This window comes from Alistipes shahii WAL 8301, from assembly GCF_025145845.1.
Taxonomy (GTDB): Bacteria; Bacteroidota; Bacteroidia; order Bacteroidales; family Rikenellaceae; genus Alistipes; species Alistipes shahii.
Genome location: NZ_CP102253.1, coordinates 1,113,209 through 1,127,292 on the forward strand (window position 1 = coordinate 1,113,209; position 14,084 = coordinate 1,127,292).

A 14,084-nucleotide genomic window follows, 5' to 3' on the forward strand; every position below is an offset into this window, starting at 1 on the left:
GCTAACTAAATTAATTTGGTTGTCAGTTCCTGCATGCACCTGCGCGCCGAGGCGCCCTCGTAGAGCACCCGGTAAACCATGTCGGCGATGGGCATGTCGACCCGGTGGCGGAAGTTGATGTGACGGATGCAGTCGGCCGCGAAATAGCCCTCAGCGACCATCGTCATCTCGTTCAGGGCGCTCTTGACGGTACAGCCGTGGCCGATGAGCAGCCCCAGCCGGCGGTTGCGGCTGTAAGTCGAATAGCAGGTCACCAGCAGGTCGCCCAGATAGGCCGAGACCTGCGTGTTGCGCTCATCGGGATAACTCTCCTCCAGGAAACGCGTCATCTCGCCCGCCGCATTGGCGATCAGCACGGCCAGAAAATTGTCGCCGTAGCCCAGCCCCACGGCGATGCCGACCGAAAGGGCGTAGATATTCTTGAGAATTGCGGCGTATTCGACGCCATAGAGATCCGCGGAATAGCTGAGGCGAATGTTCTCCCCGGCAAAGCGTTCGCCGATGCACCGCGCGTTTTCGGGATCGGCGCAGACGACCGTGAGGTACGAAAGCTTGCCGCGCGAGACCTCCTCGGCGTGCGAAGGCCCGGTCACCAGCCCGATCTGCCTATACGACAGCCCGTAATGGTCGTGGATGTACTCCACGACGGTCTGGTAGTCGCCCGGGACGATGCCCTTGATGGCCGAAACGACGAATTTGTCACGGAGCGGAACGGTCAGCGGGGCGAGGAAATCCTTGAGGTAGGCCGAAGGCGTGGCGAGGATCACGATGTCGGCGTCGCGCACCACGGCGTCGAGGTCGGAAGAGGGGGCGATGCTGTTGCGGTCGAACTCCAGATCGTTCAGATAGCGGGGGTTGCGGCCGTCCGAGCACAGCGATTCGAGCACCTCGGGATTGCGGACATACCACCCTACGCGCCGGCCGTTGGCTGCAAGCAGTCCGACGATGGCCGTCGCCCAGCTTCCATAGCCGATGACCGCACAGCGGGCGTCGGTTCCGATTTTGTATTCCATGCGGAGATTCAGTTTTTCCAGCACAAATGTAATTAAAAAAAATCAGAATAAAATACAAAAAGTTCCGGGGCTTTTTGCTACCTTTGTCGGGATATGTCATCCGCCGAAGTCCGAAGCGGCGTCGCGGGTGCGTATCGGATTGAGAATAAAGCATTTCACGAAACAGAACAGTTGGGTGTAGGAATATGGGAATTTTTTCATTGACACAGGAGTTGGCCATCGACCTCGGAACGGCCAACACGCTGATAATTTACAACGGAAAGGTCGTCGTCGACGAACCTTCGATCGTGGCGCTGGACGTCCACACGGGCAAGCTCGTGGCCATCGGCCAGCAGGCCCGCCAGATGCACGAGAAGACCAACCCGAACATCAAAACCATCCGTCCGCTCAAAGACGGCGTGATCGCCGACTTCAACGCCACGGAGTTGATGCTGCGCGGCATGATCAAGAAGGTCAAGACCTCGGGCAGCCTCTTCGCACCCTCGCTGCGCATGGTGATCTGCATTCCCTCCGGGTCGACCAACGTCGAAATACGCGCCGTGCGCGACTCGGCCGAACACGCCGGAGGACGCGAAGTCTACATGATCTACGAACCGATGGCCGCGGCGCTCGGCGCGGGTCTCGACGTGGAGGCCCCCGAAGGCAACATGGTCATCGACATCGGCGGCGGCACGTCGGAGATCGCCTGCATCTCGCTGGGGGGCATCGTCTGCTCGGAGTCGATCAACACCGCGGGCGACGTCTTCACCAACGACATCCAGAGCTACGTCCGCCAGCAGCACAACATCCGCATCGGCGAACGCACGGCCGAGGCGATCAAATGTTCGATCGGCGCCGCCGTTTCGGACCTGGAGCAGGAGCCCGAGGACTTCGTCGTGACGGGTCCCAACATGCTGACCGCACTGCCCCAGACCGTGTCGCTCTCGTACAGCGAAATCGCCTACGCGCTGGAAAAGTCGCTCACGAAGATCGACGCGGCGCTGATGAAGGTGCTCGAATCCATGCCGCCCGAGCTGTACGCCGACATCGTGAAGAACGGCATCTACCTCGCCGGCGGCGGCGCGCTGATCAAGGGACTCGACCGGCGGCTGAACGAAAAGACCGGCATTCCGTTCCACATCGCCGAAGACCCGCTGCGGGCCATCGCCCGCGGAACGGGAATCGCGCTGAAGAATATCAACCGGTTCTCGTTCCTGATGAAGTGATTCTTGCGATAACGGCCGTCTTCCGCACGTCGTTCGCCCTCCGGTGCAGTCACATACCCGAGTATGCCCCTGCACCGCCGACTTCGCGAAGCCCGAAATACGGTTCGTTCCGACAAGAATCGGATAAATTGACAAATACGGATTGCGGGCCTTGGTCCGCAATCTTAAATTAAGGAACTGCTTTGCGCAAACTGTTCGAGTTCATACGAAGCATCTACGTCGTGGTGCTGTTCGTGGCGTTGGAGGTCGCGGCCATCAGCTACTACGCCCACTCCACCCACTACACCCAGGCCCGGCTGCTCGCACGGTCGAACCAGGTGGCGGGAGGCGTGCACGGATTTTTCGCGGGCATAAGGCGTTACTTCAGCCTCGGACACGAAAACCGGCTGCTGCTGGGCCGCGTCGCACAGCTCGAAGAGCGGCTCGCCCAGTACGAGGAGGCCGAAACCAACGCGCGGCTGGACAGCTATATGCAGGACATCGGCGAATCGAAATACCGCTTCGTCACGGCATCGGTCGTGGCCAACACGGTCAACCGGGCGCAGAACCTCATCACGCTCAACCGCGGACGTCAGGACGGCGTGGTCGAAGAGATGGCCGTCCTCTCGCCCGACGGCGCGATGGCCGGCTACGTCGTCGACTGCACGGAACGCTACGCCGTGGCGATGTCGGTGCTGAACACCTCGTTCCGGGCCAGCGGCAAGCTCGCCGACGCCGAATATTACGGCTCGATCTATTGGGACGGGCTGGACCAGAACGTGGTGATCCTCGGCGAGCTGTCGAAATACGCCGACCCGAAGCCCGGACAGGAGGTCGTGACGACCGGATTCTCGCAGTATTTTCCCGCCGACGTGCTGATCGGCTGGGTCGAGAGCGCCTCGCTCAACGAGACCCGCACGGCCTACACGGTACGGGTGCGGCTCGCAGCCGAAATGTCGCGGCTGAACGAAGTCGTGCTGGTCGGCAACCGCGACTTCTACGAAATCCGCAACCTGCAGCAAAGCGAACAAATCGAACAACACACCCGGAACGACTAAATGTACCGCACACTACCATATCTCGGACTTTTCGCGGCGGTGGCGCTGCTTCAGGTTTTCCTGTTCGACAACCTGACCATCAGCATCTACCTCAACCCGCTCGTATACATCGTCTTCATCGCCCTGCTGCCGCTCGACACGCCGCCCGCGGCAGTTCTGGGCGCCGGACTGGCGCTGGGCGTCACGATGGACTTCGCCATGGGCGCGGCGGGGATCAACACGATCGCCACGCTGCTGATCGCCTTCCTGCGCCCGACCCTGGCCGGCATGATCTGCGGCCGCGACAACGTCCGCGAAGGGGGCATCCCCTCGTCGGCGCGTCTGGGCGAACGAAAGCTCATCACCTACCTCGTGGCGCTGACGCTCGTGCATCACGCCGTATTCTTTTCGCTGGAGGCCCTTTCGTGGACCCACGCGCTCCATACGCTGCTGCGCATCGTCGTCAGCACGGCGGTATCGGCGGGCTTCATCTGGATCATCGCCCGCATCTTCACCGCCAAAATCCCCGTGCGCATATGAGAAACTCCGAGAGTTTCATGCGGATGCGCACCCTGCAAGTCATCGTCCTGCTGATCTTCGCGCTGATCGTCGGACGGCTGGCCTACATCCAGCTCTTCGATTCGCGCTACGACGATCTGGCGCGCGCCAACGTGCTGCGCCACGTCGTGCAGTACCCGCCGCGCGGCGAGGTCTTCGACCGCAACGGCGAATATCTGGTGCAGAGCCGCGAATGCTACGACCTGATGGTCATATCGAGCGAAATCGGCAAACAGGGCTTCGACACGGCCCGCATGTGCGACGTGCTGGGACTTTCGCGCGCCCGGCTCGAACGCGAACTGGCCAACGCGCGGATGCGTCCGCGGGCGCCGCGGCTGATTATGAACTACATCTCCAAGGAGGACAAACTGCGCTTCGACGAGTGCAACTTCCGGGGGTTCTACACCGTCTACCGCACCGTCCGCCGGTATCCCCGCGAAGTGGGCGGCAACCTGCTGGGGTATGTGAGCGAGGTGAACCCCGACTACCTGAAGCGCAACCCCGAATACAAGACGGGCGACTACGTAGGGATGAACGGCGTGGAGTCGGCCTACGAGCCGCAGCTCCGGGGCCGCAAGGGCGTCCGGATTCAGGAGATCGACACCCACGGGGCGATCAAGGGTTCCTACATGAACGGCCGCTACGACTCGGTTCCCGAACCGGGACGCTATCTGGTGAGCACCATCGACGCCCGCCTGCAACTGCTGGGCGAGGAGCTGATGCGCGGCAAGGTGGGAGCCGCGGTGGCCATCGAGCCTTCGACGGGCGAAATCCTGATGATGGTCTCCTCGCCGACGTACGATCCGGACCAGCTGGTGGGGCGCCAGCGGGGCAACAACTACATGAAGATGCTCTACAACAAGCGCAAGCCGCTGTTCAACCGTGCGGTGAAGGCCAAATATCCCCCGGGGTCGACCTTCAAGCTGGTGCAGGGGCTGATCGGCCTTCAGGAAGGGGTGCTCCGGCCTTCGGACCTGCACTCCTGCCACATGGGCTACCAGGCGGGCCGCCTGAAGATGGCCTGCCACGCCCACGCCTCGCCGCTGGACCTGCGCTTCGCGGTGGCGACCTCGTGCAACGCCTACTTCTGCTACGTCTTCCGCGACATCCTCGACAACCCCAAATACGGAAGCGTGAAGGAGGGTTACGACGTCTGGAAACAATATGTCGAGAGCTTCGGATTCGGGCGCAAGCTGGGTTCGGACTTCCTCGACGAGGGCAACGGATACGTGCCCGACCGCGCCTACTACGACCGCCAGTACCGGGGTTCGTGGAACTCGCTCACGGTGCTGTCGCTCTCGATCGGGCAGGATGCGCTGGGCTGCACGCCGTTGCAGCTGGCCAATCTGGCGTGCATCGTGGCCAACCGCGGCTACTACTACATCCCGCACATCGTGAAGAAGATCGAAGGACAGGACTCGCTCGACGCGCGTTTCTACGAACGCCACTACACGATGGTCGAACCGAAACACTTCGAACCCATCGTCGAGGGCATGTGGCGGGGCGTGAACGTCGGGGGAACCTCGACCCGCGCCCGGCTCGAAGGATTGGACGTCTGCGGCAAGACCGGAACGGCCGAAAACCCGCGCGGCCGCGACCACTCGACCTTTCTCTCGTTCGCACCGAAGGACAATCCGAAGATCGCCATTTCGGTCTACGTCGAAAACGGCGGATTCGGCGCCTCGGCGGCCCTGCCGATCGCCAGCCTGCTGGAAGAGTACTACCTGACGGACACGATCCGCAGGCCCGAACTGCTGCAATACATCAAGGACATGAACATCTATTATCCCGCTTATGACAAATAACCGGCATAACGGCATCTTTTACGGCGTGGACGGCTGGACCGTCCTGCTCTACGTGCTGATCGTCGCGGCGGGATGGATCTCGATCACTTCGGCGTCGTACGACGACAGCGCGGCCGACCTGCTCTCGTTCTCGCACTTCTACATGAAGCAGCTGATGTGGATCGGCATGGCGTGGGTCACGGCGATCATCGTCCTGCTGCTCGACGAACGGTTCTACCACATGTTCGCCTACCCGGCCTATCTGGGCGGCATCGCGCTGCTCGTGGCCGCGCTGCTCTTCGGCCGCGAGGTCAACGGCGCGAAGGCGTGGTTCGAGTTCGGGTCGCTGCGCGTGCAGCCCGTGGAGTTCGCCAAGATCGCCACGGCCCTGGCCCTGGCCCGCGTGATGAGCGAATACTCCTTCTCGATCAACCGCGCGGGCGACTTGATGAAGGTCGCCGTGGTGATCTGCATTCCGCTCTTCATCATCATCCTGCAGAACGACACCGGGTCGGGCATCGTGCTGGGGTCGTTCCTTTTCGTGCTCTACCGCGAAGGGCTGAACAAATGGCTCTGCATCCCGGTGCTGCTGATCGCCGCGCTGTTCATCGTCTCGTTCCTTCTCTCGCCGATGACGCTGCTCGTGGCGCTGATTCTGGTCTGCACGCTCTCCGAGGCGATGATGAACGGCCAGTGGCGTTCGCGCCTCGTGTTCCTGGCCGCGGTGATGCTGTCGGCCATCCTGCTATGCCTCGTGATGGCGCTGATCGCCCCCGGAACGCTCGATCTCTACCACAGCCTGCTCACAACGACCCTCGCGGCCGTGGTCTTCGCTGCCGTATACGCCTACCGCTCGAATCTCGCCAACATCTTCATCACGCTGGGACTGTTCGTCGGTTCGCTCGTCTTCCTGCCCACCACCGACTACATCTTCAATTCGATTCTCAAACAGCACCAGCGCGACCGTATATTAAGCTTCCTGGGCATCATCAGCGACCCGCTCGGAACCGACTACAACGTCAACCAGGCGAAAATCGCCATCGGCTCGGGCAACTTCTGGGGCAAGGGCTTCCTCGAAGGGACCCAGATCAAATACGGGTTCGTCCCCGAAAAGCACACCGACTTCATCTTCTGCACCGTGGGCGAGGAGTGGGGATTCCTCGGCTCGGTCGTGGTGCTGACGCTGCTGTGCCTGCTGATCCTGCGGCTGATGCGCATGGGCGAACGGCAGCAGGAGCCGTTCGGACGCATCTACTGCTACTGCGTGGCGGCGATCCTGCTGTTCCACGTGCTGGTCAACGTGGGCATGACCATCGGCCTGATGCCCGTGATGGGCATTCCGCTGCCGTTTATGAGCTACGGAGGCTCGTCGCTCATCGCCTTCACGATCCTGCTGTTCATCGCCGTGCGGCTCGACGCCTCGACACGACAATTTTCCGTACACAAACTATAATACCCGATGATTCGCTACAACCCCAAAGGACTGACTACCCCGCAAATCGACGAAAGCCGCCGGCGCCACGGCGACAATGTCATCACCCCGCCGAAGGACGATTCGGCCTGGCGCCTGCTGCTGGAAAAATTCCGCGACCCGATCATCCGCATCCTTCTGCTGGCCGCCGTGCTGTCGCTCATCATCGGATTCGTCCACAAGGACTTCACCGAATCGGTGGGCATCATCTGCGCCATCATCCTCGCCACCTGCGTCGGATTCTGGTTCGAATGGGACGCCCAGCGGCGTTTCCGGAGGCTCAACCAGGTGAACGACGACATCCCCGTGAAGGTGATGCGCGAAGGGTCGATCCGCGAAATTCCGCGACGCGACGTGGTCACGGGCGACGTGGTCTACATCGAGAGCGGCGAGACGATTCCCGCCGACGGCGAACTGGTCGAGGCCGTATCGCTGAAAATCAACGAATCGACGCTCACGGGCGAACCCGAGGTGGACAAGACGGTCAACGAAGCCGACTTCGACCCCGAGGCGACCTATCCCTCGAACGCGGTGCTGCGCGGCACGACCGTGGCGGACGGGTACGGCGTGATGGTCGTAACGGCCGTGGGCGATGCGACCGAAGCCGGACGCGTCACGGAGCAGTCGACCGTGCAGAGCGAAGAGCAGACGCCCCTCGACCGTCAGCTGACGCGCCTCTCGCGTCTGATCGGCCGGCTGGGCATCCTCCTTTCGGCGCTTATCTTCTGCGTGATGCTCGGAAAGGCGATCTTCGCGGGCGGGCTGCTCGAGAGCGACTGGCTGACCATCTCGCAGCACGTGCTGCAAATCTTCATGGTTTCGGTGGCCATCATCGTCATGGCCGTGCCCGAAGGGCTTCCGATGTCGATTACGCTGTCGCTGGCGATGTCCATGCGACGGATGCTGAAGACCAACAACCTCGTGCGCAAAATGCACGCCTGCGAGACGATGGGCGCCGTGACGGTCATCTGCACCGACAAGACCGGCACGCTGACCCAGAACCGCATGCACGTGCAGGAACTGATCCGCTACGACACGCTTCCCGCACGGGAATTCGCCGAGGTCGTGGCCCTGAACACCACGGCGTTCCTCGACGCCGAAGGCCATATCATCGGCAACCCCACGGAAGGGGCCTTGCTCGAATGGATGCGCGCCGGAGGCGAGGACTACGAACCGCTGCGCGCCGAAGCGAAGATCGTCAACCGGCTGACCTTCTCGACCGAACGCAAATACATGGCGACGATCATCGAAAGCGGCATCTCGGGCCGCCGCATCCTCTGTGTGAAGGGCGCCCCGGAGATCGTGCGCACGATGTGCGCCCCGGACGGCAAGGACGCGCAGGTCGCCGAACAGCTCCTCGGGTTCCAGAGCCGCGCCATGCGCACGCTGGCCGTGGCGTGGGCGGAAACCGCGTCGGACGACTGCCTCGAAGCGGTCAAGGCGGGCGGGCTGCACTTCGCGGCGGTGGCCGCCATCTCGGACCCCGTGCGCGAGGACGTTCCGGCGGCCGTCGCACGCTGCCTGGAGGCGGGAATCGGCATCAAGATCGTCACGGGCGACACCCCGGCCACGGCGCGCGAAATCGCCCGCCAGATCGGGCTGTGGAACGACGCCGCGGATGGCGAACGGAACCACATCACCGGCACGGAGTTCGCCGCCATGAGCGACGAGGAGCTGCTGGGACGCGTGCAGGAGCTGAAGATCATGTCCCGGGCCAGGCCGCTGGACAAGCAGCGTCTCGTCAAGCTGTTGCAGCAGCGCGGCGAGGTGGTGGCCGTGACGGGCGACGGCACGAACGACGCCCCAGCGCTCAATTTCGCCAACGTGGGTCTTTCGATGGGCTCGGGAACCTCCGTGGCGAAGGACGCCTCGGACATCACGCTGCTGGACGACTCGTTCGCCTCGATCGCCACGGCCGTCATGTGGGGGCGTTCGCTCTACCGCAATATCCAGCGTTTCGTGCTGTTCCAGCTGACGATCAACTTCGCGGCCATCACCATCTGCTTCATCGGCGCGTTGTTCGGAACCGACATGCCGCTCACGGTGGTTCAGATTCTCTGGGTGAACATCATCATGGACACCTTCGCGGCGATGGCCATGGCCTCGCTGCCGCCCAACCCCGAAGTGATGCGCGACAAACCGCGCCCGAGGGACGAATTCATCATCACCCCCGCCATGGCCCGCACCCTCTTCACGTGCGGCGCGGCGATGGTGGTCGTACTGCTGGGAATGCTCTTCCGGTGGACGATCCTGCAAGGCGGACTCACGGTGGAGCAACTGACCGTGTTCTTCTCGACGTTCGTCTTCCTCCAGTTCTGGAACATGTTCAACGCCAAGGGATTCGAGACGCGCCATTCGGTCTTCACATGTCTTGGCGGCTGCCGCGAATTCTTCCTGATCCTCGCGGCGATCGGCGTGGGACAGGTGCTGATCGTGGAATTCGGAGGCGAGGTGTTCCGCACCGAACCGCTCTCGTGGATGCAATGGGCCGAGGTGATCGGATTCACCTCGCTGCTGGCTGTCGGCGGCGAAATCATCCGTGCAATCCACAGAAAAAGAAAACAGTTGCGATAAAATACGATGCTCAAACGCCTGACCGCCGCCTGCCTGCTCTCATTCGCGGGCCTGGGAGCAGCGGCGCAATTACCGGACAGCGCAGACATGAGCGCCGGAGGGGAGTTCCGACGGCGCATCGACCGCCACACCTCGACAAAAGCCTACCGCATGCTCTTCGTCGGCACGCCGCTGATCGTGGGCGGCGTCGTGATGCAGGCCTACGATTCCGACTTCCGGCGTCTGCGCAACGGGTACAGCCGTTCGTTCCGCCACGACTACGACGACTGGCTCCAGTACGCTCCCGCCGGGGCGATGGTGGCCCTGAAAGCCTGCGGCGTCAGGGGACGCAGTTCATGGGGCCGCATGCTGGTCTCCGACGCCTTTTCGGCGGGACTCATGGCCATCGGGGTCAACTCGCTCAAATACTCCTGCCGTGTGATGCGCCCCGACGGATCGTCGCGCAACTCCTTCCCCTCGGGGCATACGGCGACGGCCTTCATGGCCGCCACGATGCTCCACAAGGAGTACGGCCACCGCAGCCCGTGGTACAGCATCGGGGGCTACACCGTGGCGACGATCACGGGCGTCACCCGTCAGCTCAACAACCGGCACTGGATGAGCGACATCATGGTCGGAGCCGGTATCGGCATCCTCGCCACGGAGCTGGGATATTTCCTCGCAGACCTGATTTTCAAGGAGAAGGGGCTGAACGTCACGGAAACCTACTCGGTCTACGACCGCTGCCGCCGGCCGTCGTTCCTCGGGTTCAGCCTCGGATTCTCGACCGTCCCCGGAAGCTACACGCCCTACCCCGGGATGCACATGCAGTTCCTCTCGGGGCCGGCCGTCTCGGTGCAGGGCGCCTGGTTCGCAACGCCCTACTGGGGTTTCGGCGGCCGCATGTCGTGCACCAACCTGCGCGTGAAAGTCAACGGCGTGGCGCAGAACGACAATCTGGAGTGTGCGTCGATGTACGCGGGACCCTATTTTTCCCACCCCTTTTCGATGCGGTGGCTCGTGGGCGCCAAACTGCTCGGAGGGTGCGAGATCTACAAACCGTGCCGCACGGATTTCCGCAGGCTGGAAAGACGCGCCGGATTCTCCTTCGGAACCGGGCTTTCGACCACTTACCTCGCCACGCAAAACCTCGGCGTGCGCTTCTCGACCGATTACGACGTCGCACCTCCCGTGGTGCGTTCGTCGCGCGAACGGCTTCACAAGCTCACCTTCAGCATGGAGGTCTGCGCGGTATTCTGAAACGCAAAGGGCCCTTACAGGAACGACTCCCCCTGCGCGGCGCTGCGCAGCCGCCCGGCCGTGACGCCGTCCTTCACCGCAGCAGGGATCGCCACCCCGGAATAGACCGAGACGACGCCGTCCTTCAGCGCGCGGAGCCGCAGTTCCCGCTTCGTCATTTTTTCAACCGCATAGCTGCTGTCCCACGGCGTACCGTCGGCATAGGTCCCCGAAAGCACCTGCCCGGTCGCCGGATCGCCGACAAGGGCGTAGGTCCCGGTGAACCGGGCGTACCCGAACGTCCCGATACTCTGGTAAAGGGAGAATATCCCGTCTTCGCCGAGTTGCAGGTAAACCGTTCCGGTCAAGGCCGTACCGTCCTTCCAGCGGGTCAGCATCCAGCCGTCGTAGTTCGCCTCGTCCTCACCGCCGCCCTTGTCTCCGCCGCAGCCGACAGCCAGCAGAGCCGCGGCCGCCACGGCAAAAAGGCTCAATCCGATTTTCATACCCAAGGCCGTCCCGCTCCTGGTTTCCGCAAAGACGGATTACAAATATAGGGATTGGAACCCGAAATCCAAAGCAGAGCTGCAAAAATCCCCGGCGGCAGATGAAACAGACGCCCGTTGGCACAAAAAATGCACGTTCCGGACTGCGGCCTTTCCCCCGGCAACACATTATGAAACTGCGTCTCGGTCTGATACTTCTGTTATTCGCGGCATCGGCAGGCATTCTTGTCTGGATGTACTACGCTGCGACGCGCGAACCCCGGTCGCCGAAGGGTTCGCCGTGGGCCGAAACGCTCGCCGACCTGGACGCCTGCTGCCGCCGCAAACACGTCAAATCGGTGCAATACGACCATTTCGCAGGCATCGCGGCCGACGAAAAGCGCCACACGGCCGAACGGCTGTTCCGGGCCATGGCCTTCTCCGAGCGGTTGCAGGAGAACAACTGCGCGACGGCGATCCTCCATCTCGGAGGTCATTACACGCCCCCGGGGAAGATCATCATTTTCGGCGGCACGACCGACGGCAACCTCGAACGGAGCGTCGCCTACGAACGACAGGCCCACGCCGGACGCTCCGGAGCCGACATCCGCCGGGCGATGGAGCGCGGCAACCGCTATGCGGCGCGCATACTGACCTGGGCCTCGGCGGGAGACATGCGGAACATCGCCCTGCTGGAACGCTGCCGGCAGGAGGGACGCAACGCCCCGGACACGGGCCGGTTCGCAGTCTGCCCGAACTGCGGCAACCTCTATCCGTCGGAATACGCCGACTGGTACTGCCCCGCCTGCCTGACGGAGGGAAAAAGGTTCGTCCTCTTCGAGTGAGCCATGCTACATAGGGGGGGGGAAACGAAGCGAGGCACGAACCGGTAATCCCGTCCGTGCCTCGCAGGTACAAGGGCAAAAACGCCCCGTGAAATCAGCGACTACTCCTCGTCGGCGTCCTTCATGGTGTGGTATACGTTCACCACGTCGTCGTCCTCTTCGAGTTTCTCGACCAGCTTCTCGACCGATTCGCGGCCTTCGGCGTCAAGCTCCTTCACGTCGGAGGGGATACGCACCGACTCGCCCGAGACGATCTCGAAGCCCTTGTCGTCGAGCCACTTCTGGATGGCGCCGAACGATTCGTAGGGGGCGTAAACCGTGATTCCGTCCTCCTCGGAGTAGAACTCGTCGACCCCCAGGTCGATCATCTCCAGCTCCAGCTCCTCGGGATCGACACCCTCGGCGGCGCGGAACTTGAAGACGCACTTGTGGTCGAACAGGAAGCCCACCGAGCCGCTGTTGCCCAGCGTGCCGCCGCATTTGTTGAAATACATGCGCACGTTGGCCACGGTGCGGTTGGTGTTGTCGGTGGCCGTTTCGACGAGGAACGCAATGCCGTGAGGGCCGTATCCCTCGTAGATCACCTCCTTGTAGTCGGCGGCATCCTTCTCGGTGGCGCGCTTGATGGCCCGTTCGATGTTCTCCTTGGGCATGTTCTCGGCCTTGGCGTTCTGAATCAGAATGCGCAGGCGGGTGTTGCCCGACGGGTCGGAACCTCCGGCCTTGACGGCGATCTCGATCTCTTTGCCCAACTTGGTGAAGGTGCGGGCCATGTGACCCCAGCGTTTCATTTTTCGCGCTTTGCGATACTCAAAGGCTCTTCCCATAAGATTATCGTTTTTTTTCGGATTTTTTCGTTCGTGGTGCAAAGGTATAAAATTCGGAGTTAAAAATTAAAGATTAAAAATTAAAAATTACTTTTGTACCGTATAAAAACACCTGAATCTATGGAGATCAAAAGTCGTTTCGACCATTTCAACATCAACGTAACGGACCTCGACCGCAGCATCGCCTTCTACGACAAGGCCCTCGGGCTGCGGGAAACGGGCCGCAAAGAGGCCTCCGACGGAGGGTTCACGCTGGTCTATCTGGGCGACGGACAAAGCCCCTTCCGCCTGGAGCTTACCTGGCTGCGCGACCACGCCACCGCGCCCTACGAGCTGGGCGAGAACGAGAGCCACCTCTGCATGCGCGTGGCGGGCGACTACGACGCCGTGCGCGAGCACCACCGCGCCATGGGCTGCGTCTGTTACGAAAACCACGACATGGGGCTTTACTTCATCAACGACCCCGACGACTACTGGATCGAAATATTACCCCTGAAATAACCGCCATGCAGACGCAAACCGAAATGCAAAGGGAGGTCGACGAGGCCGTGCGCACGATGCGCGCGGGCGGCATCATCCTCTATCCCACCGACACGGTCTGGGGACTGGGCTGCGACGCCACCTCCGCCGCCGCCGTGGAGCGGATATACCGTCTCAAGCGGAGCGGGAACAAGAAATCAATGCTCGTGCTGTGCGCCTCGGCCGACATGATCGTCCGCTACGTCAACAAGGCCCCGGGAATCGCCTTCGAGGTGATGGAGCTGGCCACCTCGCCCCTGACGGCCATCCTGCCGGGCGCCGCGGGGCTTGCCGAAAACCTCATCCCCGACGAAGGGACGCTCGGCGTGCGCATCCCCGACCACGAATTCTGCCGCCGGATGCTCCGCGCCCTGGGACGGCCCATCGTCTCGACCTCGGCCAACATCTCGGGCGAAGCGACGCCCGTGGGATTGCAGGACGTGGCCCGCGAGATCATCGACGGCGTGGATTTCGTCGTCAACCCCCGTTTCGAAGGCAAACCGACCCGCAAGGCGTCGTCGATCATCGCGTTCGGCGAAGGCGGCGAGGTGAAAATCATCCGCGAATAA

13 protein-coding genes are annotated in these 14,084 nt (G+C 62.2%); 10 read left to right on the top strand and 3 right to left on the bottom strand.

What is annotated here, in order from left to right:
• Positions 1-5: 5 nt before the first annotated feature.
• Positions 6-1,013: an NAD(P)H-dependent glycerol-3-phosphate dehydrogenase gene (locus tag NQ492_RS04780; RefSeq protein ID WP_044054442.1), complete on the bottom strand. Its 1,008-nt coding sequence runs from the start codon at positions 1,011-1,013 to the stop codon at positions 6-8.
• Positions 1,014-1,198: 185 nt separating this feature from the next.
• On the opposite strand from NQ492_RS04780, the gene NQ492_RS04785 reads away from it, so the two are divergent.
• The 7 genes from NQ492_RS04785 (at position 1,199) to NQ492_RS04815 (ending at position 10,860) form a co-directional block, all read left to right on the top strand.
• Positions 1,199-2,218 carry a rod shape-determining protein gene (locus tag NQ492_RS04785; protein WP_010266755.1) on the top strand — a complete coding sequence of 340 codons (1,020 nt, stop codon included), beginning with the start codon at positions 1,199-1,201 and terminating at the stop codon, positions 2,216-2,218.
• A 182-nt stretch (positions 2,219-2,400) separates the two neighbouring features.
• Entirely contained in the window at positions 2,401-3,255 is an 855-nt protein-coding gene (gene mreC / locus NQ492_RS04790; RefSeq protein WP_044054443.1) for a rod shape-determining protein MreC, read from the top strand.
• A complete protein-coding gene (locus tag NQ492_RS04795; protein ID WP_015547279.1) occupies positions 3,256-3,774 on the top strand; it encodes a hypothetical protein in 519 nt (172 codons plus the stop codon).
• Positions 3,771-5,597, top strand: a complete 1,827-nt coding sequence (locus NQ492_RS04800; protein WP_015547280.1) for a peptidoglycan D,D-transpeptidase FtsI family protein — start codon at positions 3,771-3,773, stop codon at positions 5,595-5,597. The genes NQ492_RS04795 and NQ492_RS04800 overlap by 4 nt, the downstream gene beginning before the upstream one ends.
• Positions 5,587-7,029 (top strand): rod shape-determining protein RodA, encoded by a 1,443-nt coding sequence (rodA, locus tag NQ492_RS04805; protein WP_015547281.1) that lies wholly within the window; start codon positions 5,587-5,589, stop codon positions 7,027-7,029. The genes NQ492_RS04800 and rodA overlap by 11 nt, the downstream gene beginning before the upstream one ends.
• A 6-nt stretch (positions 7,030-7,035) precedes the next feature.
• Positions 7,036-9,621: a calcium-translocating P-type ATPase, PMCA-type gene (locus NQ492_RS04810; protein WP_015547282.1), complete on the top strand. Its 2,586-nt coding sequence runs from the start codon at positions 7,036-7,038 to the stop codon at positions 9,619-9,621.
• A gap of 6 nt (positions 9,622-9,627) precedes the next feature.
• A complete protein-coding gene (locus NQ492_RS04815; protein ID WP_015547283.1) occupies positions 9,628-10,860 on the top strand; it encodes a phosphatase PAP2 family protein in 1,233 nt (410 codons plus the stop codon).
• A 14-nt stretch (positions 10,861-10,874) separates the two neighbouring features.
• Here NQ492_RS04815 and NQ492_RS04820 read toward each other — a convergent pair whose 3' ends face one another.
• Entirely contained in the window at positions 10,875-11,345 is a 471-nt protein-coding gene (locus NQ492_RS04820; RefSeq protein ID WP_015547284.1) for a hypothetical protein, read from the bottom strand.
• A 170-nt stretch (positions 11,346-11,515) separates the two neighbouring features.
• Between NQ492_RS04820 and NQ492_RS04825 the strand changes: the two genes are divergently transcribed.
• Positions 11,516-12,169, top strand: a complete 654-nt coding sequence (locus tag NQ492_RS04825; RefSeq protein WP_015547285.1) for a rubrerythrin family protein — start codon at positions 11,516-11,518, stop codon at positions 12,167-12,169.
• Between the two features lie 101 nt (positions 12,170-12,270).
• Here NQ492_RS04825 and NQ492_RS04830 read toward each other — a convergent pair whose 3' ends face one another.
• Positions 12,271-12,996 carry a YebC/PmpR family DNA-binding transcriptional regulator gene (locus tag NQ492_RS04830; RefSeq protein WP_022061236.1) on the bottom strand — a complete coding sequence of 242 codons (726 nt, stop codon included), beginning with the start codon at positions 12,994-12,996 and terminating at the stop codon, positions 12,271-12,273.
• A 120-nt stretch (positions 12,997-13,116) separates the two neighbouring features.
• Between NQ492_RS04830 and NQ492_RS04835 the strand changes: the two genes are divergently transcribed.
• A complete protein-coding gene (locus NQ492_RS04835; protein ID WP_015547287.1) occupies positions 13,117-13,497 on the top strand; it encodes a VOC family protein in 381 nt (126 codons plus the stop codon).
• 5 nt (positions 13,498-13,502) lie between these two features.
• Complete coding sequence (locus tag NQ492_RS04840; RefSeq protein WP_015547288.1) at positions 13,503-14,084, top strand: L-threonylcarbamoyladenylate synthase; 582 nt, start codon at positions 13,503-13,505, stop codon at positions 14,082-14,084.

What these genes read in the sequence shown, in the direction of transcription:
- NQ492_RS04800 (WP_015547280.1), top strand. Translation starts at nt 3,771, where the DNA reads ATGAGAAACTCCGAGAGTTTCATGCGGATGCGCACCCTGCAAGTCATC.
- NQ492_RS04830 (WP_022061236.1), bottom strand. Translation starts at nt 12,996, where the DNA reads ATGGGAAGAGCCTTTGAGTATCGCAAAGCGCGAAAAATGAAACGCTGG.
- rodA (WP_015547281.1), top strand. Translation starts at nt 5,587, where the DNA reads ATGACAAATAACCGGCATAACGGCATCTTTTACGGCGTGGACGGCTGG.
- NQ492_RS04815 (WP_015547283.1), top strand. Translation starts at nt 9,628, where the DNA reads ATGCTCAAACGCCTGACCGCCGCCTGCCTGCTCTCATTCGCGGGCCTG.
- NQ492_RS04810 (WP_015547282.1), top strand. Translation starts at nt 7,036, where the DNA reads ATGATTCGCTACAACCCCAAAGGACTGACTACCCCGCAAATCGACGAA.
- NQ492_RS04835 (WP_015547287.1), top strand. Translation starts at nt 13,117, where the DNA reads ATGGAGATCAAAAGTCGTTTCGACCATTTCAACATCAACGTAACGGAC.
- NQ492_RS04785 (WP_010266755.1), top strand. Translation starts at nt 1,199, where the DNA reads ATGGGAATTTTTTCATTGACACAGGAGTTGGCCATCGACCTCGGAACG.
- NQ492_RS04840 (WP_015547288.1), top strand. Translation starts at nt 13,503, where the DNA reads ATGCAGACGCAAACCGAAATGCAAAGGGAGGTCGACGAGGCCGTGCGC.
- NQ492_RS04820 (WP_015547284.1), bottom strand. Translation starts at nt 11,345, where the DNA reads ATGAAAATCGGATTGAGCCTTTTTGCCGTGGCGGCCGCGGCTCTGCTG.
- NQ492_RS04780 (WP_044054442.1), bottom strand. Translation starts at nt 1,013, where the DNA reads ATGGAATACAAAATCGGAACCGACGCCCGCTGTGCGGTCATCGGCTAT.
- NQ492_RS04795 (WP_015547279.1), top strand. Translation starts at nt 3,256, where the DNA reads ATGTACCGCACACTACCATATCTCGGACTTTTCGCGGCGGTGGCGCTG.
- NQ492_RS04825 (WP_015547285.1), top strand. Translation starts at nt 11,516, where the DNA reads ATGAAACTGCGTCTCGGTCTGATACTTCTGTTATTCGCGGCATCGGCA.